Raw genomic sequence first — 21,746 nt, 5'->3', positions numbered from 1 at the left:
CGATCCATGACGGCTACTAGAGGTGGGACGCGTTGAGAAGAGGAATCACGCCGGCGGTGGCCGCGTCCGTGCTGGCGATCGTGCTGGCCGGTTGCGGGGTGCTTCCCGGGCAGCAGCGCGGTGGCGGCGGCGAGGAGAAGCAGGCCACCGGCTCCACCGAGCCCGTCGACTCCGCTGACTCCGCTGACTCCGCAGAGCCTTCCGGGTCCGCCGAGCCTTCCGAAGCCGCTGGGGCCACCGAGCAGAAGGCCGCGCCCGCCGAGCAGGGCGAGGTGATCGCCGATAGGGAGGTCAAAGCCGGTGGTGCCGACCTGACCGTGCAGATCACCGGCCTCAAGCGGCAGGGCCGGCTCTCCACGCTGACCTGGACGGTCACCAACAAGGGCGACGAGCGCTGGCAGATGAGCAGCGACATGGGGGACACCCCCGGTGGCCTCGGCCTGACCGTGGCGGGGATCAGCCTGGTCGACCCGGTCAACGGCAAGCGGTACACCGTCGCGCGCACGGGCAAGTACCCCAGGGCCAAGTGCCTGTGCTCCGACTACGACGTGTTCACCGAGCCGGGCGAGGTGCTGCCGCTGCACGCCACGTTCGCCGCCCCGCCGCCGGACGTCACGAAGATCAATGTGGACCTCAAGGTGCTGGGCGTGTTCACCGATGTCCCGATCTCCTGAGCGTCTCGCGGTCCTCACGCTCGCGCTCACCCTGGTGGCGGGCCCGGCCGCGGTCGCGTGGGCGGATCCGGAGGACGCCGTGGCCGGGGTGGAGGACATCGTCGCCCCCGTCGAGGACGTCATCGCCGAGGTGGAGTCGCTCGACGGCGCCGAGAGCGAGTCCAAGCAGGGTGATCAGGTCACCGTGGCGCTCACCAGCGACGTGCTGTTCGCGCTTGACAGGGCCGCGCTGACGCCGCAGGCGCAACAGCGGCTGCGGCGGGTCGCCGAGCGGATCCAGGCCGACTCCGCGGGAGGGGTGGTCAGGATCGAGGGGCACACCGACGACCAGGGGAGCGACGCCTACAACGACGAGCTGTCCCTGCGGCGGGCGCGGGCCGTGCGGCAGGTCCTTGCGCAGCAGCTGTCAGGCGTGACCTTTCAGGCCGTGGGCTTCGGCGAGAGACGGCCCAGAGTGCCCAACGCCGTCCAGGGACGGCCGGTGAAGGAGAACCAGGCGAAGAACCGGCGGGTGGAGATCGTCTTCGACGCCAAGCGGTGATCCGAGCCCTGTCCGGCGCATCGGTGCGTCGAGATCCGATCCGTCATAAGCCACGTACCGCCCGGGAAAGGTCACTTGCTGAAACCGGCCGTCAGGCCGCTGAGCAGCTGACGGCGGCCGACCACGTACAGGATCAGGAGGGGGAGCGTGGTCAGCACGACGGAGGCGAGTACGGCGGGCACGTTCACGCTGTACTGTCCCTGGAAGGTCCACAGCGCGAGCGGCAGCGTGCGCTTGTCGGGGCTCTGGGTGAGGATCAGCGGCAGCAGGAATCCGTTCCAGATCGTCAGCGCGTTGTAGATCGTCACCGTCACCACGGCCGGCAGGGTGAGCGGTAGGGCCAGGCGCCAGAGCGTCGTCATCTCGCCCGCGCCGTCCAGCCGCATCGACTCGAACAGCTCTTTGGGCACGTCACGGATGAAGTTGGCCAAGACCAGCACCGACAGCGGGATCGCGAAGGCGATGGACGGGAGGATCAGCGCCGCCAGCGAGTCGTAGAGGCGCAGCCGGATGATGATCAGGTAGATCGGGATGATGGTCGCCTGCAGCGGGATGGCCAGCCCCATGAGAAAGAGCGAGTTCACCCCGCGCAGGAAGCGGTGGGCGCCGCCCCGGACGATCGCGTACGCCGCCATGAACGCGACCGTGACCGCCGGGACGACCGCGCCGACGGTCACGATGAGGCTGTTGAGGAAGTACAGCGGGAAGTCGGACTCGATGACCATCTTGTAGTTGCTGAGGGTCGGCTCGGTAGGCGGCGCCAGCGGATTGGTGGCGTAGTAGGTGCTCTGTGCCTTGAAGCTGGTGATGAGGATCCAGTAGATCGGCACGATCACGATCGCCAGCCACAGCCAGCCCGCGGCCCCGCCCAGCCAGTTGGGGCGTTCGCCGCCTGGACGCGGTCGGCGCCGGCGCGGTTCCGTTTCGGCCGCCGGGGTCCGCTTGAGCCCGGTCGTGTGGGTCAAGCCCATGGTCAGGCCCCTTCCATCTGGCTGGCTCCTGCGTCGCCGCCGCCGAGCCGGCGCAGGAGCAACGCCAGGGCCAGGCCCACGAGGACGAGGATGACGGCGATGGCACTGGCCGGTCCCATGAGGTTGGCCTGGAACCCGCGCTTGTACATGTCCAGGGCGAGCACCCGGGTGGCGTCGCCAGGACCGCCCGCGGTCAGCACGAAGATCAGGTCGAAGAAGGTCAGGGACCCGACGACCATGAGGGTGGAGGACGTGATGATCGTGTACTTGAGCTGCGGCAGCGTGATGCTGAAGAACTTGCGGACGCGGCCCGCGCCGTCCAGTTCGGCGGCCTCGTACATGGAGCGCGGGATCTGCCGTACGCCGCCCTGGTAGATCAGCGAGTGGAAGGGGATGAACTGCCACGACACCACGAAGATCACGACGCTGAAGGCGAGGAAGGGCTCGCCGAGCCAGTCCTGTGCGAGCAGCCCGATGTGCAGCCCGGCACCGAGCCCGAAGTTCGGATCGAGCAGCGCCTTGTAGGCGATGGCGACGGCGGCCGAGCTGAGCAGCAGTGGGATGAAGTACAGCACGGCCAGCAGCGCGCGATAGCGCTGGTGCCCGGCCAGGAACACCCCGATCAGGATGCTGATCGGCGTCTGAACCGCCCAGGAGGCGGCCATCACCAGCAACGTCACCCACAGCGCGTGCAGGAGGCCGGGGTCGCTGAGCACGGCCCACCAGCTGGTGAGCCCGGACATCTGGATGTCGCCGAGCCCGTCCCAGGACGTGAAGCTGAGGAACAGGACCCCGACCAGTGGAATTACCCCGAAGGCGACGAACACCGCCAGAGCCGGCACGGCCAGCCACGGGAGGACGCCGCCTCGGGCCTCTCGCGTGGCGGCCGGCGGCGTCCCCCTCCGAACGGGGGTGGCGAACGCGCTCAACTGCCGATGACCGCGTTCATGTTGGACACGAACTGCTGCGGCGTGATCGACAGCTGGAACAGCTTGGCGATGTTGTCCAGCAGCACCTCGGCTGCGGTGGGGCTGAGCGCCTGGTCCCAGGACTGGGCGAACGACTTGGCGTTGCTGGCGATGCCGTAGACGAACTTCAGGAAGTCCGCGTCCTTGGCGGTGGCGAACGCGCTGTCGGCGCCGTTGACGATCGGCACCGCGCCCGTGCCGGCCCACTCCTTGACCTCCTCGTCACTGAGCACGGCGGTGGCGAAGAACTTCTTGGCGATCTCCTTCTGCTCGGCGGTCGCGTTGGACGAGATCGACAGGTATTGGCCCGGGTTGCCGACGGTGTTGCTGGGGTCGCCCTTGCCGCCCTCGACCGGCGGGAAGTTCATGTAGCCGAGGTGGCCGCCGGAGACGAAGTCACCGCCGTCGGTCGACATGCTGCCGTACGTCCAGCCGCCGTGCAGCATCATCGCGGCCTTGCCGGTGTACAGCAGGGCCTGGTCGGCGTTGGAGTCGGCCGTGATCGAGGAGAAGCCCTTGATGAACCCGTCCGCCTTGACGAGGTCCTGCAGCTTGGTCAGGGCGTCGAGGGCGGCGGGGTGGGACCAGGCGTCCTTCTTGCCGTCGAACACGGCTTGGAACACCTCGGGGCCGCCGATGCGGTCGAAGAGGAACTCCAGCCACATCATGTTCGTCCAGCGGGACTGGCCTCCAAGGGAGAACGGGGCGATGCCGGCGGCGTTGAACTTGGGGACCAGGGCCATGATGTCGCCCCACGACTCCGGCGGCTGCACGCCGACCTGGTCGAAGATTTTCTTGTTGTAGTACAGGACGATGGGCTGCATGGTCTCGCACGGCATCGCGTAGATCTTGCCGTCGATCGTGGCCGCCCCGAAGGAGGAGGGGAACAGCCGGTCCTTCACGGCGGCGTTCTGGTCGAACCACGAGGTGAGGTCCTCCACCTGGCCGGCCTGCACGTACGTGCGCAGGGTCCCGCCGCCCCAACCCCAGATGATGGTGGGGGCCTGGCCCGCCCCGATCGCCGTCTTGATCTTCGTCTTGTACGCGTCGTTCTGGAGGATCGTCCCGGTGATCTGCCCGTTGGGGTTGGCCTTGTTGAACCGCTCCACGGCCCGGGTGCGCACGCCCTCCTGTGGCTGGACCGCCAAGTACCAGTAAGTGGCCTTGGTCCCACCGCCTCCGCCTCCGCCCGCCGCTGTGGGGCCGGAAGTGCCACAGGCCGCCAGCGCGGCTCCCAGGGGGATGCCCATGGAGAGGGTGAGGAAGGTGCGGCGAGATGGTGTCGTTGACTCCACGCTGATCTCCGTATGTCGAATGCCGAGCTGGGCGCGGCTCCGTGTGAAACATCAGTGGCGGTGGTCGTCGGTCGTGGATCAGCACCTCCGCTGCCAGGCATCCGCTCTTCTTGAGCCCAGCATGTCGAAACATTTCCGAAACAGGCCGCGTGGCACGCAAATTTAGATTTCCGCTACTTGCCTGTCAAGGGGTGGCCTCATATCGGCATGAGCTTCGTATGTAAGGTATGTAATGTACTCTCATCTGGGGCTTTTCCTGGTCATCTGAGGTGCGCCAGGATTCGAGCAGGGCTACCGCAACACACCGAAAAGTTTCGGAAAGTTGTCCGGATGAGTTTTTCTTGAGGAGAGAGCAGATGACGGCGCTAGATGGGGCCTCCGCGGCGGGCCGGATCCTCCGTCCGTGGCAGGACCCGGCACTCCCCGTGGCCGACCGGGTCGACGCCCTCCTTGAGGAGATGACCCTGGAGGAGAAGATCGGCCAGCTCGGCAGCCGGTGGCTCGGCAACGACATGCAGGCCGACCAGGGCGGGGAGCCCGAGGGGGAGGCCGAAGGCCCGGCGAACGTGGCCCCGATGCAGGACGTCTTCGCGGCCTCTGGGAGGGTGCCCTTCGAGGAGGCGATCCGCCACGGGCTCGGCCACCTGACGCGGGTGTTCGGCAGTGCTCCGGTGACCGCGGCGGAGGGCGCCGCGGAGGTGGTACGGCTGCAGTCCGAGGTGGTGAAGCATTCCCGGCTCGGCATCCCGGCGCTGGTCCACGAGGAGTGCCTGACCGGTTTCACCACTTACGGCGCGACCGTCTACCCGGCGGCCATCGCCTGGGGCGCGACGTTCGACCCGGACCTGGTAGAGCGGATGGCCGCCGCCATCGGGCGGGACATGCGCGCCGTGGGCGTCCACCAGGGCCTGTCGCCGGTGCTGGACGTGGTGCGCGACTACCGCTGGGGCCGGGTCGAGGAGACCATGGGTGAAGATCCGTACCTCGTCGCGATGCTCGGCGCGGCCTACGTGCGCGGCCTCGAGAGCGCCGGGATCATCGCCACGCTCAAGCACTTCGCCGGCTACTCCGCCTCCCGGGCGGCCCGCAACCACGGCCCGGTGCCGATGGGCCGGCGCGAGCTGATGGACATGATCCTGCCGACGTTCGAGACCGCCATCGTCGAGGGCGGCGCGCGTTCGGTCATGAACTCGTACTCCGACGTGGACGGCGTTCCCGCCGCGGCCGACTCGTGGCTGCTGACCGACCTGCTGCGCGACGAGTGGGGGTTCACCGGGACGGTGGTGTCGGACTACTGGGCGATCCCGTTCCTCGCGACGACGCACCAGGTCGCCGCGGACACCGACGAGGCCGGGGTGCAGGCGCTGACCGCGGGCATCGACGTCGAGCTGCCCGACACGCTCGGCTTCGGCCAGCACCTCGCCGGGCGGGTGCGGCGGGGCGAGCTGCCGGAGTCCCTGGTCGATCGGGCCGCCCGGCGCCTGCTCACGCAGAAGGTGCAGCTCGGACTGCTGGACCCGGACTGGACGCCGGAGAAGTCGGTGGCCGGGGCACGGGCCGTGGACCTGGACTCGCCGGCCAACCGGGCACTGGCCCGGGAACTGGCCGAGCGGTCGATCGTGCTGCTCGACGCGGGCACCGCGCTGCCGTTGCTCGGCGAGGGGCGTCCGGGGCCGCGCCGGGTGGCCGTGGTCGGCCCCTGCGCCGACGACCCGCACACGTTCATGGGCTGCTACGCCTTCCCCAACCACGTGCTGCCCCGTCATCCGGGGCTCGGGCTCGGCGTGGCCGCACCCAGCCTGCTCGACGCGCTGCGGGCCGAGCTGCCCGATGCCGAGCTGATCCACGAGCCAGGCTGCGACGTGCGGGGCGACGACCGCTCCGGCTTCGTCGCCGCGCTCCAGGCGGCCCGTGAGTCCGACGTGTGCGTGGCCGTCGTCGGCGACCTGGCGGGGATGTTCGGGCTGGGTACGTCGGGCGAAGGCTGCGACGCCGAAGACCTGCGGCTGCCCGGCGTGCAGGAGGACCTGCTGGCCGAGCTGGCCGCCACCGGCACGCCGGTCGTGGTGGTCGTCGTCTCGGGCCGTCCATACGCGCTGGGCCGGGTGTCCGGGACGGCCGCCGCGCTCGTCCAGGCGTTCATGCCCGGCGAGGAGGGCGGGGCGGCCGTCGCCGGGGTCCTGTCCGGCAGGGTGCAGCCCAGCGGAAAGCTGCCGGTGCAGATCCCACGCGGCCCGGGCGGGCAGCCGGGCACCTACCTGCAGCCGCCGCTGGGCTCCAACAGCCACGGCATCAGCAATCTCGACCCGACCCCGCTGTTCCCGTTCGGGCACGGCGCCTCGTACACCACCTTCGAGATCGACGACCTGCGGATCAGCGACGCCGAGGTGCCCACCGACGGCGAGTTCACCGTGTCGGTGCGGGTACGCAACACCGGGGGCCGGGCGGGAGAGGAGGTCGTCCAGCTCTTCCTGTACGATGTGGTCGCCCAGGTCACCCGACCGGTGCGGCAGCTCACCGGGTTCGCCCGGGTCCGGCTGGAGCCCGGCGCGAGCGCCCTGGCGACCTTCACCGTGCCCGCCGACCGGACCGCGTTCACCGGGCGCGACCTGCGGCGTATCGTCGAACCGGGGGACCTTGAGGTGCTCGTGGGCACGTCGGCGTCCGACCTGCCCTGCCGGGGCCACATACGATTGACCGGTCCGCTGCGTCACGTCGGCCTGGGCCGCCGGCTGGTCACCCGCGTGGATGTGGAACCGAGACCGGGCTCTTCCGCCACACAGCAGGGAGGAACAGATGCCGGCCAGTCCTAAACGGGCCACGCTGGCCACGGTCGCGGCCTCGGCGGGCGTGTCGGTCGCGACCGTGTCGAAGGTGCTCAACGGCCGAGGTGACGTCTCCCCGGTGACCCGCTCCCTCGTGGAGTCGTTGCTGGAGCAGCACGACTACGTCGCGCCGCCGCAGCGCCGCCGGGGCGACGCGGCCGTGCTGGACACGATCGAAGTGGAGCTGGACGCCGATCTCAACGCGTACTCGACCGAGATCGTCCAGGGCGCTGTGCAGGCCGGGGCCGAGGTCGACGCGGCGATCGTGGTGAGCATCCGGACGAACGCCGACCGCGCCGGAGCCTGGGCGCGCGGCCTGGTCACGGCCGGACGGCGGGCCCTGATCGCCATCACCAGCGAGTTGACCGCCGGGCAGCTCGCCGCCCTGTCCCGCGTGCGGTTGCCACTGGTCGTGATCGACCCGCTGAACCTGCCGCAGACCAGGGGGGTCACCAGCGTCGGCTCGACGAACTTCGCCGGGGGCCTGGCCGCGACGCAGCACCTGCTCACGCTCGGACATCGGCGCATCGCCTACCTCGGCGGCCCGGCCACCGCCGCCTGCAACCAGGCCCGGCTACACGGCTACCGCGCCGCCATGGAGGCCGCAGGCGCTTCGGTTCCTCCGGGTTACGTACGGGCGGGGCACTTCCGCTACCAGGAGGGTGTGACGGGCGGCGCGGCCCTGTTCGACCTGCCTGAGGTCCCCACTGCCATCTTCACCGGCTGCGACGACATCGCGCTCGGCGTGCTGGAGGCGGCCAGGGCGCGAGGGTTGCGCGTGCCCGAGGATCTCAGCATCGTCGGCTTCGACGACACCCAGGTCGCCTGTATGGCCTCGCCCCCGCTGACCACCGTACGCCAGCCGCTGCGAGAGATGGGCGGCGTCGCCGTACGCACGGCCCTGCGCCTGGCGGCAGGCGAACGAGTCGACTCCCACCACGTCGAACTCGCCACCGAACTGGTGGTACGCGGTTCCACCGCCCCCGCCCCACCCGAGGGCTCCACCGGCCGCAACTGACCCGCTTACGACCGCCCACCGGAGGGTGGCGCGTGCCCGTCTCGCCGTCCTCATGGACGTGAAGATGCCGGACATGGACGGCATCGAGGCGACACGGCGTATCTGTGCCGACCCGGCCGACGCCGGCATCCGCGTACTGATCCTCACCACGTTCGATCAGGACGAATACGTCTACGCGTCGCTACGGGCAGGTGCGAGCGGCTTCCTCCTCAAGCACGCCACGGCGACCGAGCTCCTGGCCGCCATCAAAGTCGTCGCCGCCGGCGAAGCGCTGCTCGCGCCCACCGTCACCCGTCGGCTCATCGCCGAATTCCTGCGACGCCCCCACCCCGCCTCGGCCGCGCGAGACCTCGACGACATCACCCAGCGCGAGCGCGAGGTGCTCACCCTCATCGGCAGGGGAATGTCCAACTCCGAGATCGCCGAGCACCTGCACCTCACCGTCGGCACGGTCAAGACCCATATCGGCCGACTCCTGGCCAAACTGCACGCCCGGGACCGGGCTCAGCTCGTCATCGCCGCCTACGAAGGCAGGCTCGTCAACCCGTCGCCGCAATGATCACCAAGCTCGCCGGCCCCAGCCGCGGTCAGGCCTTCCCGAACCGGCGGCCTGCCTCTGCGTGATCACCTACCGACACGAACATCATTTCAGCTCGTGTATGCATCCCTTCTAGTACATCGAGATGTGCGGGTGGTCGTAGTGGTTGGCGGTGATGCCGCCGCGGTTGGACATGGTTCTCCAGCCGGAGCCGTGGTTGATGCGCTGGCGCCAGATCACGTACTTCACTCCGAGCTTGGACTTGTTCTTGATGGCCCAGGCGGCGATCTCGTCGCCGAGCCGGAGGTTGGCGGCTGAGGGCATCGTGCCGCCGGTGCTCATCATGAAGTCGCAGGCGCGGCCGAGGGGGTGCTCGCCGCCGTCGTTCGCGGACCGGTAGCAACCGACGGCGTACGGGAGGTTGAAGCGTCTCTTGACGGCCTCACGCATGATCCGGGTCCGGTCGGTGATGTTGTCGGCGCCGGTGGGGAGTTGCGGGGCCCAGCTGCCGTCGGCGCGGCGCCCGGAGCCGACGGGGGCGAGCTGGTCGAGCCTGTTCTTGATGTCCTTGATCAGATCTTCGACCTCGTCACGCTGGGTCTGCATCTCCTTGGCCTCCTCACCGATTTCGTCGGTGAGCCTGGCGGCCGTCTCGGTCGCCCTCTTCCTGCGTTCGAAGCTCTCGGCGAAGCCCTGCAGGTGCGCGCTCTGCTGGGCGGTGAGCTGCTCCATCACCGCTGCTCCACCCATGTCGTCGGCGAACAGCAGCGCGGGCAGCCCTCCGATGCTGCTCTGGTAGCGGAGCTGGACTATGGAGTCGACCTGCTTTTCCGCCCTGGCGTAGAGGTCGGAGGCCCTGGCCAGGTTCTGCTTGGCGACGGCCTCGGCCTTCTGTGCCTTCTTGAGGGACTCGCGCTTGGCCGCGTATGCTTCGATCAGCCCGTCGACCTTCTTGCCGAGCTTGGCCAGCTCGGCGCGGAGTTTGGCCTCGGTCGGCTTGGGTTCCGCGCTTCCCGCGGTGGGGGCACCGAGGGTGAACGTGGCGACCAGGCTCAAACAAAGGGCCAGAGCCGCATGCCGACGGAACGTGGGGGACGGGGCCGCCACGAACTCTCCTCTCCTTCCGCCTACCGGGTTAGCTGACGGGTTCGGGCTGGAGAACGCCCTTCCACCGAAGTGGTTTCACCCCAGGTGCGGTGGTTCCCCGGCTCCCGGGCGATGCGCCTGGGATTAGGCATATCGGCTGTTGCAGCCGATGTGGGAAGGATAGTAGTGGTAAACACAGGGTCACGCGACTTCAAGACGAGACCAATTGGTGATTAGTTCGTGACAACAGAGCGCAGAAGGTGTGCTGCCTCCTCGGGCAGTACGTCGTTCACGAAGGCACCCATGGCCGACTCGGAGCCGGCGAGATATTTCAGCTTGTTCGGCGCGCGGCGGATGCTGAACAGCTCCATGTGCGCGTACGACAGGTCGCGACCGGTGTTGACCGGCGCCTGGTGCCAGGCCGCGATGTAGGGCATCGGCACGCCGAACAGCCCGTCGAGGCGGCGGAGCACGTCGGTGTAGAGCGGTCCGAACGCCGCGCGCTCCGCGGGCTCCAGTCCGACCAGGTCGGGGACCTGCCGGTGGGGGTAGAGGTGAACCTCCACCGGCCAGCGCGCCGCGGCCGGGACGAACGCCGTCCAGTGCTCGTTCGAGGCCACCACCCGGACCCCGGCCTCCCGCTCCGCGGCGAGCACGTCGGCGAACAGGTTGCCGCCGGTCCGCTCCCGGTGGCGCCCGGCCGCCCCGAGGGTCAGCTTGGTGCGCGGGGTCACGTAGGGGTACGCGTAGATCTGGCCGTGCGGGTGGGCCAGGGTGATGCCGATCTCTGCTCCCCGGTTCTCGAAACAGAACACCTGCTCCACGCCCGGCATCGCCGACAACTCCGCCGTACGGTCGATCCAGGCCTCCATGACCAGCTCCACCTGCTCGGGGGGGAGCATCGCGAATGAGGAGTCGTGCTCGGCGGTGAAACAGACCACCTCACAGCGGCCGATCCCGGGGCGGACCTCACTCAACCCGCCAACCTGCTGATAGTCGCCCAGATAGGTGGAGAACGAGGGGAACCTGTTCTCGAAGACCGCCACGTCGTAGGCCGCGGAGGGGATCTCGGTGAGGTTGCCGGAGGTGGAAGGGCAGAGCGGGCACTCGCTGGCCGGGGGCAGGAAGGTGCGGCCCTGGCGGTGTCCGGCCACCGCGATCCACTCCTCGGTCAGCGGGTCGTAACGCAACTCGGAGGCGGCGGGGCGGGGCGGCAGGTCGCGGCTGTCGACCGCTCCGCGGTCGGTGTCGTCGCGGCGGTCGAAGTAGAACAGCTCCCGGCCGTCGGCCAGGTGGGTGATCGTACGCTTCATCGGCCGACGCTCTCGCTCTCCTGCTGTGGCTCTGTGATGATCAGCTCTCCCACCGAGGCGGCGAGCTCCTCGCGGGCCTCCTCGGCCAGGCCGGAGTCGGTGACCACGATGTGGGCCTGGGCCAGCTCGGCGATCGTGCTGATGCCGACCGTGCCCCACTTGGTGTGGTCGGCGAGCACCACCAGGCGGTGCGCGGAGGCGACCAGCTCGCGGTTGGTCTCGGCCTCCAGCAGGTTGGGCGTGGTGAACCCGGCTCGGGCGCTCATCCCGTGCACGCCGAGGAAGAGGGTGTCGACGTGGAGTCCCCGGATCGCCGTGACCGCGACCGGGCCGACCAGCGCGTCGGAGGGGGTGCGGACCCCGCCGGTGAGCACGACCGTGCGATCGGCCCTGGGGGAGCGGTGGAAGACGTCGGCGATCCGGATCGAGTTGGTGATCACGGTCAGCTCGGGCACGTCGGTCACGTGGTGGGCGAGCGTCCAGGTCGTGGTTCCCGCGGAGAGTGCGATGGCGGTGTCGGGCCGGACGAGCCGGGCGGCCTGCTGGGCGATCGTCTCCTTCTCCGCCTGCTGGCGCGCCGACTTGGCGGCGAAGCCCGGTTCCTCGGTCGAGCCGGACCCGGTGGCGGTGGCGCCACCGTGGACCTTCTCCACCAGCCCGCGCTCGGAGAGCACCTCAAGGTCGCGCCGGATCGTCATGTCGGACACGCCGAGCTCCCGGACGAGATCGGCGACCCTGACCCCGCCCCTGCTCCGCACCCTCTCCAGGATCGCCTGCTGCCGCTGCTGGGCGAGCATTGACTCACTCCCTTTAATTCACCAGATTCCACCAAAATACCACGGCGGGTACCGGGAAATACTGTTGAATTATGGTGGTCACCTGCTCACAGCCGCTCAAGCTCCGCCATGATGTTCGCCCGCGCCGCCTCCTCCAGATCGGCGATGTGGAAGATCGCCGCAAGGTCGAGCAGCGAGCGCAGCACCGCGGCCCTGCCGGACCTGAAAGCGTCGTCGGGCACGAAGGCGTACTCCTCGCGCACGGCGGTCGCGTAGGCGGCGTAGACCTTCGGCGACGCGCCCAGGATCGCCAGGTCCGCGTCGGACAGCACGGCCCCGTCCGCGTCGCCCGGTGCGGGGGCGTGCGTGACGGTCAGCCTGACCAGCCGGGCGACCGTGGCCACCGCCTCGGGGGAGAGCCCCATCTCCGGCAGCGCGCGCTCGGCCAGGATGGCGCTCCGCTCCTCGTTGTCGCCGCGCCGCGGGTCGTAGACGGCGTCGTGGAACCAGGCCGCCAGCCGTACCAGGTCCGGGTGCTCGGCATGAGAGGCCAGGGTGTCGATGTGGGCGAGCACGGCCTCCAGGTGGGTGGTGGTGTGATACCTGCGGTGCGGCTCGTCGTACCGGGTGATCAGTTCACGGCCGAGGGGTTCGGCCTCGGGGCCGGACAGGGACAGCCAGCGGGCCATCAGCTTCTCGCGCATGAGGGCGAGCCTAGAACCTGGCCGGAGGGGAGGATCCTCAGGTGCGGGAGGCGCTGATCGTCAAGGTTGGGGCAACGCACCCACCGGAGCGGGGCGGATCGCGGTTCGGGCCTTGTGCGCCGGGCGTCGCAGGAGGAACGTGAAGGTCTGAACCGGTGGCATCGAGTCCCGTACGGGTCCGGAATCACGGGTCCGGAATCACGGAGACCGGCACTCGCGGGACCTGGAAGGACCTCAGGGAAGGGGTGGTCGGCATGGCCAGAAGATCGCGTAAGGGCAAGGCCCGCAAGAAGCACAAGGCCAACCACGGCAAGCGGCCGACCGCTCGCTAGCCGTACTGATCACAGAGGCCGAGTCCACGGGGACGGGCGGTCACGCGCGGCGGCCCCAGGAGGCCAGCAGCCGGGTCTGCGCGTCGGTGTCGGAGGGCACCTTCCGGTGCTCTCCGGCCTGGTGCTCCCCGACGGCCGCGGTCTGCCGGTAGCCGGGTTCCGCGTCGGCGAACCAGGTGGCGCAGGCCGCGACCAACTCCGGGTCGAGCCGCTCGTCGGCGCCGATGGCGCGGGCCAGGTCCCAGGTGTGGATGAGGGCGTCGGCGAACAGTTCGGTGATGTACTCCCGGCCGGGCACGTCGCCGAAGGGCAGGTGGACGACGCGGTCGAGGACCCGGTGATCGATCGCCGCCTGGATGGCGGGCACGGCCGAGGTGTCGAACGCCTTGATGGGGTCGTCGCCGAGCAGATCGCCCTCGAAGGCGTCGCCGATCTCCGCGTGGGCCCGCCCGGCCAGCAACTCGGGAGCCCACAGGTTCTCGCCGACCACGTGGTTGACGAGGGAGCGCACGTCCCAGTCGACGCACGGCGTCGGATTCTCCCACTGGTCGGGGCCGATCCGGTGGACGAGAGCGCCGAAGTCGTCCAGCGCGCGACGGTAAGCCTCGGGTACGTCGATGGTCATCATGCCCTCCCGATGCCCTCCCGGGTTCTCTCCCGGCCCTCATCTTGACCGTAACCCCTGGCCCGCCAGTAGTCATCGCGTCAATGGACATGACCGGCACGTCCGGGAGCGCATCCGACCGGACGGCTTCATCTCCCGGTCATCTCGGCGTCAGGGGAGAGTCACGGTATGTCGTGAGGATCTCTCCTATGCGCACCACGACCTTCACCCGAGCGGCCGTCGCCGCGGCCACCGGCCTGATCCTGCTGCCCGCGGCCGTGGCCCCTGCCGCCGCCGAATCCGGCCCCCGAGGCATCGAACTGACCTTCCTCGGCCGCTACACCACCGGCACCGTCGCCGCCGGTGCCTCGGAGATCACCGCGTACGACGCCAAGACCCGCCGGGTGTTCGTCGTGAACGCGCAGGCCGGCACCGTTGACGTGCTCGACATCCGCGACCCGCGCAAGCCTCGCAAGGTCGCCACCCTGGCCACCCCCGGGGCCAACAGCGTCGCGGTACGCGACGGCCTGGTCGCCGTCGCCCAGCAGGCCGCGGTCAAGACCGACCCGGGCACCGTCGCCTTCTTCGACGCCCGGAGCGGGAAGAAGCTCAAGCAGGTGACCGTCGGCGCGCTGCCCGACATGGTGACCTTCACCCCCGACGGGCACCGGGTGGTCGTGGCCAACGAGGGCGAGCCGTCCTCCTACTGCGAGGGGGAGAAGGTCGACCCCGAGGGCTCGGTGAGCGTCGTCGATCTGAAGCGCTGGACGGTGCGGACCGCGGGGTTCCAGAAGTTCGACGCCGAGCGACTGCGGGCCAAGGGGGTGCGGATCACCGGTCCCGGGGCCACCGCCGCCCAGGACCTGGAACCCGAGTACGTCACGGTCGACGGTGACACCGCCTACGTCACCCTCCAGGAGAACAACGCGCTCGCGATCGTCGACCTGAAGCGGGTGGAGGTCCGCGACGTCGTCCCGCTGGGCCTGAAGGACTGGTCGAAGAGCGGTTTCGACGCCTCGGACAGGGACGGGAAGATCGACATCAGGCCCAGGCCGGTGAAGGGCCTCTACCAGCCCGACGGGATCGCGCACTTCCGCGACCGCGGGCGCACCTACCTGGTCACCGCGAACGAGGGTGACGGGCGTGACTGGGGCTGCCACGCCGACGAGGTCAGGGTGAAGTCGCTGAACCTCGCGATGCCCGACGCGGAGAACCTCAAGAAGGACGGCGAGCTCGGCCGGCTGAACGTGGCCGTCGACTCGCCCAGGGACGCGAGCGGCGCCTACACCGAGCTGCACGCGTTCGGCGCCCGTTCGATCTCGATCAGGTCCGCCTCCGGAGAGCTCGTCTGGGACTCCGGCGACGAGCTGGAGCGGCTCGTCGCCAAGGAGTTGCCCGAGGCGTTCAACGCCGACAACGAGGCGAACGACTCCTTCGACAGCCGCAGTGACAACAAGGGCCCCGAGCCCGAGGGGGTCGCGGTCGGTGAGGTGCGCGGCCGCACCTACGCCTTCGCCGGGCTGGAGCGGGTCGGCGGGATCGTCGCCTACGACATCGACAATCCCCGGGCGCCGAGCCTGGCCGGATACCTCAACACCCGCGACTTCGCCGGCTCGGTCGCGGACGGCACCGCCGGGGACGTAGGCCCCGAGGGCGTGCTGTTCATCTCCGCCTCCGACAGCCCGACCCGCCACGCGCTCCTGGTGGTGGGCAACGAGGTCAGCGGCACCACCGCGATCTACCAGGTTCGCTGAGCCGCGCGGCCGCGAAGACACGCCGCACACCAACCGGCCTGTTCCCACGCCGAGCACGTCAACGGCGCGGGAACAGGCCGGTGACGTTGCCGGTCTGATCGGACGACCGTGGGGCGCGGGCAGGACCGGGAGTGATCCCGGCACCGTGCGGCGAAGCGGCGATCCACCCGAAGCCGCACACGCGGCAGGGCGGAGAGGATGTCAACGCAGCCGCTGCTCGATCCAGACGATCTTGCCCTTCGGGGTGAGGCGGGAGCCCCAGCGGTGGGCGAGCCAGTTGATGAGGTGCAGGCCGCGACCGGTGTCGCTGGTGGTGGACGCCTCCCGCATCACCGGCTCGGACGCGGAGCTGTCGGACACCTCGCAGACCAGCGTGGGCCCGCGCAACAGGCGTAGCTCGACCTCGCCCTGGCCGTGCTCGACCGCGTTGGCGACCAGCTCGCTGACCATCAGCTCGGTGTTGTCGCACAGGGAGTCGAGTCCCCAGCCTCCGAGTGTGGCCCGGACGAAGCGGCGGGCCTGTGCGGCGGAGCGGCGGTCGGCGGGCAGCGACGTCTCGACGAACTCCTTCTCCGTCAGCTCGGACACCCTGGCCAGCAGCAGGGCGATGTCGTCGCGCTCGTGCCCCGGCCGCTGGGCGCCGATCGTGAGGTCGCAGACCTCCTCCAGGTCCTGGTCCTGGCCGGAGAGCAGGCCGCGCAGCGCGCTGATGCCCTCCTCGATGTCCCGGTCGCGGCTCTCCACCAGGCCGTCGGTGTAGAAGGCGAGCACGCTGCCGTCGGGAAGCGTGAACTCCCGCATCTCGGCGGGCTCGTTGCCGATGCCCAGGGGCAGTCCCGGCGGCAGCTCCAGCAGCTCGGTCTCGCCGCCAGGGCGCACCAGAATCGGCGGAACGTGACCCGCGCAGGCTATCGCGCACCGCCGCGTGACCGGATCGTAGGTGGCGTACACGCACGTGGCGATCTGGCTGGCGTCCAGGTCCTGGCTCATCAGATTGAGCCGGAACAGCACGTCGGCCGGGCTCAGGTCCAGGCTGGCCAGCGTGCGGGCGGCCGTGCGGAGCTGGCCCATGGTGGCGGCGGCCCTGATGCCGTGCCCCATCACGTCGCCGACGACGAGGGCGACCCGGCAGCCGGGCAGCGGGATCACGTCGTACCAGTCGCCGCCCACCCCGACCAGATCGCTGGCGGGCAGGTAGCGGGAGGCGATCGTCAGGCCCAGCGGCTGGGTGAGGTCGACGGGCAGCAGGCTGCTCTGCAGGGTCAGCGCGGTACGGCGCTCACGGTTGTAGAGCCTGGAGTTGTCGAGGCACACCCCGGTCCTGGCCGCCAGTTCCTCGGCCAGGTTGACGTCCTGCTCGTCGAAGGGCTGGCTGGTGGGACGGCGGGTGAAGATGACGAAACCGAGTACCCGGCCGCGCGCCTTCAGCGGCACCACCAGGAACGAGCTGTCCTCCAGCACCTTCGACACCGAGTCGCGCTTCCAGAACCGCCCGATCTCCTCGGCGGTCCGGCGCCCCAGGCGGGGGTAGAGGATCGGGTTGCCGGTGGCCATGCACCGGGCGTAGGGGGTCCATGACTCGTAGACGGCCACCTCGTCCACCGGGAACGCGGCGGCGTACACGCCGGGGGCGGGATCGGCCACGCCGACCGCGATCCGCCGCACCAGCGCCGAGCCGTCGGTGGTCTGCTGGGGGAACTCCCCCTCGGTCACCAACCGGTCCTGTACCAGGATGCCGGCCGCGTCCGCGAAGCGCGGCACGGCGACGTCCATGAGTTCCCTGCCGGTCTCGAACATGTCCAGTGTGCTGCCGATGCGTTTGCTGGCCGCGTTGAGCAGGGACAGCTGCTCGTGCATGGATGCGGGACTGCCCATCCTGAACCCTGGCGTCGCTGGATCTTTGGTGACGAAACGGGACTTCACTCGCTCCACCGGGGTGCGGGAACCGGCGTCCACCAGGTTGCCAGTTCGAGATCTTCTGCGATGGCGTTGGCGCCGTTGTATCCGGGGGCCGCGGAGACCGAGCCGCCGGGGTGGCTGCTGGCGCCACAGAGATAGAGGCCGTCGATGGGGGTGCGGTACCGGCCCATCTCGGGGACCGGCCGGTTGCCGCCCAGCTGGGACGGCTCGTAGGCCCCCACGTGGTGGCTGCCTCGCACCATGTTGACGCAGTGCCGCTCGATGTCGAGCGGTGAGAAGACCCGCCTGCCGAGGACGGCGCCTCCCGCGAGGTTGGGGGCGTACTCGGCCCACTCGGCGAGCAGCCGCTCACCGACCTCCTCGCGCCGACGGTCCCAGTTCGCCGCGTCGCCACCGAGGTCGTACGGGGCCCATGGCCACCAGAAGGCCACGTGTTTACCGTCCGGCGCGTACGAGGGGTCGAACAGCGAGGGGCATGCGCCGTTGCCGGCCAGCCGGTCGGGCAGCTGTCCCTGATGGATCTGGTCGAAGGTGCGGCCGAGCTGCTCGCTGTCGTCGGCGCCGAGCACGACGAGGAAGGCCCGGTCCACGTCGGGCTCGAACTCGGCGGCCCGGTAGCGCGGCGCCTCGTCGAGTGCCAGGTGGAGGGTGACGAGGCTGTGCCCGGCCCACTTGTAGTCCTCGACCTTGGCCGCGATCTCCGGGCCGAAGTTCTCCGGGCCCGCCAGCCGGACGGTCTGCGGGGCGTCCACCGCGCTGGCCACGAACCGGCGGGCGGTGAGAACGTCGCCGCCTGCCAGCTCCACCCCGGTGGCCCGCCCGTCATCGACGAGGATCCGCTCGACATGGGCGCCGGTCACCACGGTGCCGCCGTGCTCCTCGATGACGGCGCGTAGCGCGCTGGCGACGTTCCCCGCACCGCCCACGGGCACGCCGAGCCGGGCGATGCGCGACAGCAGCCGGGGGAAGAATCCGCCGGTGCCCGGCACGTCCTCGATGGAGATGGCGTGCAGGAAGGATTTGAACAGGACCCTGACCTGGTCGCTCTCGAAGTTCCTGTCGACGGCCTCGTACAGCGAGAGCGGCATGTAGCTCATCAGGTCGCGGCCCAGGTCGCCCTTGAGCCGCTCGGCGAGCACAGGGGGTGGTAGCGGGCTGGAGTACAGGAACCCGTTCATCAGTTCCCTGGCCGCCTCGGCGTAGCGCTCGTGCAGCTCCAGCCAGCGCTCGGCGTCGGCCTTGGAGAACCGGGCGAAGGAGTCGGCGGTGCGTTTGGGGTCGGTGTAGACGGTGATCGCCCGGCCGTCCCGGAAGATCGTGGCGTGCTGGGTCTCGGGATAGACGTAGCTCAGGCCGTACCGCTGGAGTTCCAGGTCGGCGGGGACCGGGCCCTCCTCCAGGAAGTGGTAGCTGCTGTGGGTGTTGTGTCGAAACCCCGGGAGGGTGAGCTCCTGGGTGCTGCAACCACCGCCGGCGACGTCGTTGCGCTCGACGACCGCGACCGACAACCCCGCCTTCGCGAGGTAGGCGGCACACGTGAGGCCGTTGTGGCCCCCGCCCACGATGACGCCGTCGAACTCCGACACGTTCCCTCCAGGGCACTCTGACTGCTGGTATGGAGGATTGTAAAGAATGATCTATATGCGAACCCTGTGTTTAACAGAGATTCGTAGATATTTCCACATGGACTAGGACTTAGCGGTGCTTAGCCGACGAAGTGGCCGCACCAGGCCGCACCGGGAACTCCCTGAGTTCCCGGTGCGTGCCGGACTACAGGGAGGGCAGCCCGGCCAGGGCCGTGTCGATCCGGTCCTGCGGCAGCGAGAGATCCTCAAGCCGCCCCGACAGGTAGCGGTCGTAGCCGTCCAGGTCGAAGTGCCCGTGCCCGCACACCGCGGTCAGCAGGACCTTCTCCTCACCCGTCTCCCTGCATCGCAGTGCCTCGGCGACGACCTCGGCCAGCGCGTGGGCCGCCTCGGGGGCGGGGACGACCCCCTCGGACCTGGCGAAGCGCAGCCCCGCCTCGAAGCAGTCGTTCTGGCCCATGGCCACCGCCTCGAACATCCCCAGTTCGTACAGGTGCGACAGCAGCGGGGACATGCCGTGGTAGCGCAGCCCACCCGCGTGGATGGGATCGGGGACGAAGCCGTGGCCCAGGGTGTGCATCTTCAGCAGCGGGGTCAGCCCCGCGGCGTCGCCGAAGTCGTAGGCGTAGACGCCCCTGGTGAGGGACGGGCAGGCCGCCGGCTCGACCGCCCGGATCACCGGGGCCATCCGCCCGGCCAGCTTCTCCCGCAGGAACGGAAAGGCCAGCCCGGAGAAGTTGGAACCGCCTCCGGTGCACCCCACGACCATGTCCGGTGCCTCGCCGAACGCGGCCATCTGCTCGATCGCCTCCTCGCCGATCACCGTCTGGTGCAGCAGCACATGGTTCAGCAGGCTGCCCAGCGCGTACCGGGTGCCCGGTTCGGCCCCCGCGGCCTCGACGGCCTCGCTGATCGCGATGCCGAGGCTGCCCGGCGAGTCGGGGTCGTGGGCCAGCGCCTCGGCGCCGTACGCCGTCAGCGGGGACGGGCTCGGGTGCACGGTCGCGCCGTAGGCCCGCATCAGGCTCCTGCGGCCGGGTTTCCCGTCGTACGAGACGCGGACCATCCACACCTCGCACTCCAGGCCGTACTGCGCGCAGGCGAACGCCAGTGCCGAGCCCCACTGGCCCGCCCCGGTCTCCGTGACCAGCTTCCCGACCCCCTGGCGCGCGTTGTAGTAGGCCTGCGGGACGGCGGTGTTCGGCTTGTGCGAGCCGGCGGGTGAGCCGCCCTCGTACTTGTAGTAGATCCTCGCGGGGGTACCGAGGGCACGTTCGAGCCTGCGGGCCCGGATCAGCGGGGTGGGCCGCCAGAGCCGGTAGACGTCGCGGACGCTCGCCGGGATCGGGACGAACCGTTCGGCGCTCGCCTCCTGGTCGATCAGCTCCACCGGGAACAGCGGCATGAGATCGTCCGGCTCGACGGGCCGCGAGGTGACCGGATGCAGGATCGGTGGCGGCGGGACCGGGAGGTCGGCCACGATGTTGTACCAGTTGTGGGGGATACGGGACTCGTCGAGCAGGATTCGGGTGGCTTCGGTCATCGGGTGCCTCCACGTGTCGGATCCACTCAGTGCCGTTCTCATCACCCACCGTAGTTCAGCTCGCGCGCGACGTCCCGGTTCCTCGCGACACCCGCGCCACCGAGGCCGCGACGGCCCGATCGGTTTCCGGCGAGAGAATCCGCGCCCCTGAACACGCCCGCCACGCGGAGAAACCATCATTCATATAACGACTCTGAAAGCGGGAAAAAGCCCCGGGAAAGCAGTAGGGCCAGCTCGCCCACTAGGGGTCTGAGCTGGCCCTAAGCCATTCGGAGCGGACGACGGGAATCGAACCCGCGTAGCCAGTTTGGAAGATTTCGGTACGCGGCTCCCTGAACTGCTGCGGTGCAGGTGAGAGGTGGTCTTCCCCTGTCCGTGAGTCCCCGTGATTCCCCCCTGTTCCCCGGTCGTACTGGCACGCGAGTGGCACGTCACCTACGACTCTTGATCGCTGCCTCAATACGTAGCCCAATTCCGACGGTCGCGAAGATGAGCGCTCCAAGGAGGGCGTTAGTCGTGAGCTCTTCTTCGATGATGAAGCCGAGGATGGGAACTGCTGCGCTCAGGGCAAGAGTTGCGTTCCCCCACCCGTCCACTGGTTGGGTGCCGTCAGTTGCCTTCCCCTGACGTGCGGCAGGATCTTCTTGTTCACTCATGCGCTGAGCCTCCCATTGGTGTGTGAGGTCAGCAAAGGGATAGACCATGCGTACGCACGCCCCTTCTCGCCGGATCTTCCCGTCTGCCTCGTCCCACCCCGGAGGGGCAACAGCTCGGGGACGGAGGATCAAGGCCGTCTTCGCGTGTACGTCAGCCGGTAGCCGTTCCTCGGCCATTGGACGCCAACGGTCACAGACGGCCTTGATCCGGAGGAGTCGAGATGTTGGGCTTGCCTGGGACGTGGCAGGCGGGAAGATCAGGCCCCACCTCAGCCATCTACGGCTCTACGGATTCATTCGGGCGATCATCCCGGAGCCGAGTGCCCCCGCCGGAGGCATGGTTTTCGTTTTTGAAGCGCTCGATGAGCACGGCCAAGATGCCGGACAACATCAGGCCGATACCGATCAGGGCCATGGTGATCCCCATGCCCGCCCAGCGAATCGCTGTCGCTGTGGATGCCGTCTCACCGGGAAGCGTCATCACCAGATACAGCATGCTGAAGGACAGGATGATGGGGCCAAGCACAGGGTGAAACCTGAACCGATTCATGTCGGCCGATCTTAGAGCGCGGTGCTGAACGGCAATGGAGAGTCCAGTCGGCGGAAGCGGACGGCTGGCGCCGATCCGAAAGACGCCGGAGG

Annotated in this window: 18 protein-coding genes and 1 riboswitch; of the genes, 6 read left to right on the top strand and 12 right to left on the bottom strand. The window is 69.4% G+C overall.

Going from position 1 to position 21,746, the window contains the following annotated elements:
- The first annotated feature begins 32 nt into the window (after positions 1-32).
- Both ABZU75_RS16355 and ABZU75_RS16350 read left to right on the top strand, forming a co-directional pair.
- Complete coding sequence (locus tag ABZU75_RS16355; RefSeq protein WP_355554665.1) at positions 33-674, top strand: hypothetical protein; 642 nt, start codon at positions 33-35, stop codon at positions 672-674.
- Complete coding sequence (locus ABZU75_RS16350; RefSeq protein ID WP_355554663.1) at positions 658-1,215, top strand: OmpA family protein; 558 nt, start codon at positions 658-660, stop codon at positions 1,213-1,215. The genes ABZU75_RS16355 and ABZU75_RS16350 overlap by 17 nt, the downstream gene beginning before the upstream one ends.
- Positions 1,216-1,286: 71 nt before the next feature.
- On the opposite strand, the gene ABZU75_RS16345 is transcribed toward ABZU75_RS16350, so the two are convergent.
- The 3 genes from ABZU75_RS16345 to ABZU75_RS16335 all read right to left on the bottom strand — a co-directional run bounded on the left by ABZU75_RS16345 (position 1,287) and on the right by ABZU75_RS16335 (position 4,449).
- Positions 1,287-2,186, bottom strand: coding sequence for a carbohydrate ABC transporter permease (locus tag ABZU75_RS16345; protein WP_355554661.1), 900 nt, complete (start codon positions 2,184-2,186; stop codon positions 1,287-1,289).
- Between the two features lie 2 nt (positions 2,187-2,188).
- Positions 2,189-3,028 (bottom strand): sugar ABC transporter permease, encoded by an 840-nt coding sequence (locus ABZU75_RS16340; RefSeq protein ID WP_355554659.1) that lies wholly within the window; start codon positions 3,026-3,028, stop codon positions 2,189-2,191.
- An 83-nt stretch (positions 3,029-3,111) separates the two neighbouring features.
- Positions 3,112-4,449, bottom strand: coding sequence for an extracellular solute-binding protein (locus ABZU75_RS16335; RefSeq protein WP_350929704.1), 1,338 nt, complete (start codon positions 4,447-4,449; stop codon positions 3,112-3,114).
- 356 nt (positions 4,450-4,805) lie between these two features.
- On the opposite strand from ABZU75_RS16335, the gene ABZU75_RS16330 reads away from it, so the two are divergent.
- The 3 genes from ABZU75_RS16330 to ABZU75_RS16320 are packed head-to-tail and all read left to right on the top strand — an operon-like array spanning position 4,806 to position 8,851.
- Positions 4,806-7,262, top strand: a complete 2,457-nt coding sequence (locus tag ABZU75_RS16330; protein WP_355554657.1) for a glycoside hydrolase family 3 N-terminal domain-containing protein — start codon at positions 4,806-4,808, stop codon at positions 7,260-7,262.
- Positions 7,246-8,292: a LacI family DNA-binding transcriptional regulator gene (locus ABZU75_RS16325; protein ID WP_355554655.1), complete on the top strand. Its 1,047-nt coding sequence runs from the start codon at positions 7,246-7,248 to the stop codon at positions 8,290-8,292. Before ABZU75_RS16330 ends, ABZU75_RS16325 begins: the two co-directional genes overlap by 17 nt.
- Positions 8,293-8,344: 52 nt before the next feature.
- A complete protein-coding gene (locus tag ABZU75_RS16320; protein ID WP_355554653.1) occupies positions 8,345-8,851 on the top strand; it encodes a response regulator transcription factor in 507 nt (168 codons plus the stop codon).
- Between the two features lie 111 nt (positions 8,852-8,962).
- On the opposite strand, the gene ABZU75_RS16315 is transcribed toward ABZU75_RS16320, so the two are convergent.
- From ABZU75_RS16315 to ABZU75_RS16295, 5 genes are all read right to left on the bottom strand, one after another.
- On the bottom strand, positions 8,963-9,886 hold the full coding sequence (locus ABZU75_RS16315; protein WP_355554651.1) for a hypothetical protein: 924 nt from the start codon (positions 9,884-9,886) through the stop codon (positions 8,963-8,965).
- Positions 9,887-9,940: 54 nt separating this feature from the next.
- A riboswitch (cyclic di-AMP (ydaO/yuaA leader) is annotated at positions 9,941-10,077 on the bottom strand.
- Positions 10,078-10,149: 72 nt separating this feature from the next.
- Entirely contained in the window at positions 10,150-11,229 is a 1,080-nt protein-coding gene (galT, locus tag ABZU75_RS16310) for a galactose-1-phosphate uridylyltransferase (RefSeq protein ID WP_355554649.1), read from the bottom strand.
- Positions 11,226-12,026 (bottom strand): DeoR/GlpR family DNA-binding transcription regulator, encoded by an 801-nt coding sequence (locus ABZU75_RS16305; protein ID WP_355554647.1) that lies wholly within the window; start codon positions 12,024-12,026, stop codon positions 11,226-11,228. The genes galT and ABZU75_RS16305 overlap by 4 nt, the downstream gene beginning before the upstream one ends.
- 86 nt (positions 12,027-12,112) lie before the next feature.
- Positions 12,113-12,709 (bottom strand): metal-dependent phosphohydrolase, encoded by a 597-nt coding sequence (locus tag ABZU75_RS16300; RefSeq protein ID WP_355554645.1) that lies wholly within the window; start codon positions 12,707-12,709, stop codon positions 12,113-12,115.
- A 372-nt stretch (positions 12,710-13,081) separates the two neighbouring features.
- The gene (locus ABZU75_RS16295) at positions 13,082-13,669 is read right to left on the bottom strand and encodes a TIGR03086 family metal-binding protein (RefSeq protein WP_355554643.1); all 588 of its coding nucleotides are present in this window, start codon (positions 13,667-13,669) and stop codon (positions 13,082-13,084) included.
- Positions 13,670-13,854: 185 nt separating this feature from the next.
- On the opposite strand from ABZU75_RS16295, the gene ABZU75_RS16290 reads away from it, so the two are divergent.
- On the top strand, positions 13,855-15,399 hold the full coding sequence (locus ABZU75_RS16290; RefSeq protein WP_355554641.1) for a choice-of-anchor I family protein: 1,545 nt from the start codon (positions 13,855-13,857) through the stop codon (positions 15,397-15,399).
- 201 nt (positions 15,400-15,600) lie between these two features.
- Here the strand turns inward: ABZU75_RS16290 and ABZU75_RS16285 are convergent, their stop codons facing one another.
- From ABZU75_RS16285 to ABZU75_RS16270, 4 genes are all read right to left on the bottom strand, one after another.
- The gene (locus tag ABZU75_RS16285) at positions 15,601-17,274 is read right to left on the bottom strand and encodes a SpoIIE family protein phosphatase (protein ID WP_355554639.1); all 1,674 of its coding nucleotides are present in this window, start codon (positions 17,272-17,274) and stop codon (positions 15,601-15,603) included.
- 44 nt (positions 17,275-17,318) lie between these two features.
- The gene (locus tag ABZU75_RS16280) at positions 17,319-18,905 is read right to left on the bottom strand and encodes an NAD(P)/FAD-dependent oxidoreductase (protein ID WP_355554637.1); all 1,587 of its coding nucleotides are present in this window, start codon (positions 18,903-18,905) and stop codon (positions 17,319-17,321) included.
- Between the two features lie 184 nt (positions 18,906-19,089).
- Entirely contained in the window at positions 19,090-20,448 is a 1,359-nt protein-coding gene (locus ABZU75_RS16275; protein WP_355554635.1) for a TrpB-like pyridoxal phosphate-dependent enzyme, read from the bottom strand.
- Positions 20,449-21,381: 933 nt separating this feature from the next.
- Positions 21,382-21,630: a hypothetical protein gene (locus tag ABZU75_RS16270; RefSeq protein WP_355554633.1), complete on the bottom strand. Its 249-nt coding sequence runs from the start codon at positions 21,628-21,630 to the stop codon at positions 21,382-21,384.
- Between the last annotated feature and the right edge of the window lie 116 nt (positions 21,631-21,746).

This window comes from Streptosporangium sp. NPDC005286 (assembly GCF_040607515.1).
Taxonomy (GTDB): Bacteria; Actinomycetota; Actinomycetes; order Streptosporangiales; family Streptosporangiaceae; genus Streptosporangium.
Note: the sequence above shows the minus strand (reverse complement) of the source record. Positions and strands in the feature narration are given on the sequence as shown.

Excerpts from the sequence above, each read along its gene's own strand:
- ABZU75_RS16350 (WP_355554663.1), top strand. The coding sequence starts at position 658 with ATGTCCCGATCTCCTGAGCGTCTCGCGGTCCTCACGCTCGCGCTCACC.
- ABZU75_RS16345 (WP_355554661.1), bottom strand. The coding sequence starts at position 2,186 with ATGGGCTTGACCCACACGACCGGGCTCAAGCGGACCCCGGCGGCCGAA.
- galT (WP_355554649.1), bottom strand. The coding sequence starts at position 11,229 with ATGAAGCGTACGATCACCCACCTGGCCGACGGCCGGGAGCTGTTCTAC.
- ABZU75_RS16330 (WP_355554657.1), top strand. The coding sequence starts at position 4,806 with ATGACGGCGCTAGATGGGGCCTCCGCGGCGGGCCGGATCCTCCGTCCG.
- ABZU75_RS16320 (WP_355554653.1), top strand. The coding sequence starts at position 8,345 with ATGGACGTGAAGATGCCGGACATGGACGGCATCGAGGCGACACGGCGT.
- ABZU75_RS16275 (WP_355554635.1), bottom strand. The coding sequence starts at position 20,448 with ATGACCGAAGCCACCCGAATCCTGCTCGACGAGTCCCGTATCCCCCAC.
- ABZU75_RS16305 (WP_355554647.1), bottom strand. The coding sequence starts at position 12,026 with ATGCTCGCCCAGCAGCGGCAGCAGGCGATCCTGGAGAGGGTGCGGAGC.
- ABZU75_RS16295 (WP_355554643.1), bottom strand. The coding sequence starts at position 13,669 with ATGATGACCATCGACGTACCCGAGGCTTACCGTCGCGCGCTGGACGAC.
- ABZU75_RS16285 (WP_355554639.1), bottom strand. The coding sequence starts at position 17,274 with ATGGGCAGTCCCGCATCCATGCACGAGCAGCTGTCCCTGCTCAACGCG.
- ABZU75_RS16325 (WP_355554655.1), top strand. The coding sequence starts at position 7,246 with ATGCCGGCCAGTCCTAAACGGGCCACGCTGGCCACGGTCGCGGCCTCG.
- ABZU75_RS16290 (WP_355554641.1), top strand. The coding sequence starts at position 13,855 with ATGCGCACCACGACCTTCACCCGAGCGGCCGTCGCCGCGGCCACCGGC.
- ABZU75_RS16300 (WP_355554645.1), bottom strand. The coding sequence starts at position 12,709 with ATGCGCGAGAAGCTGATGGCCCGCTGGCTGTCCCTGTCCGGCCCCGAG.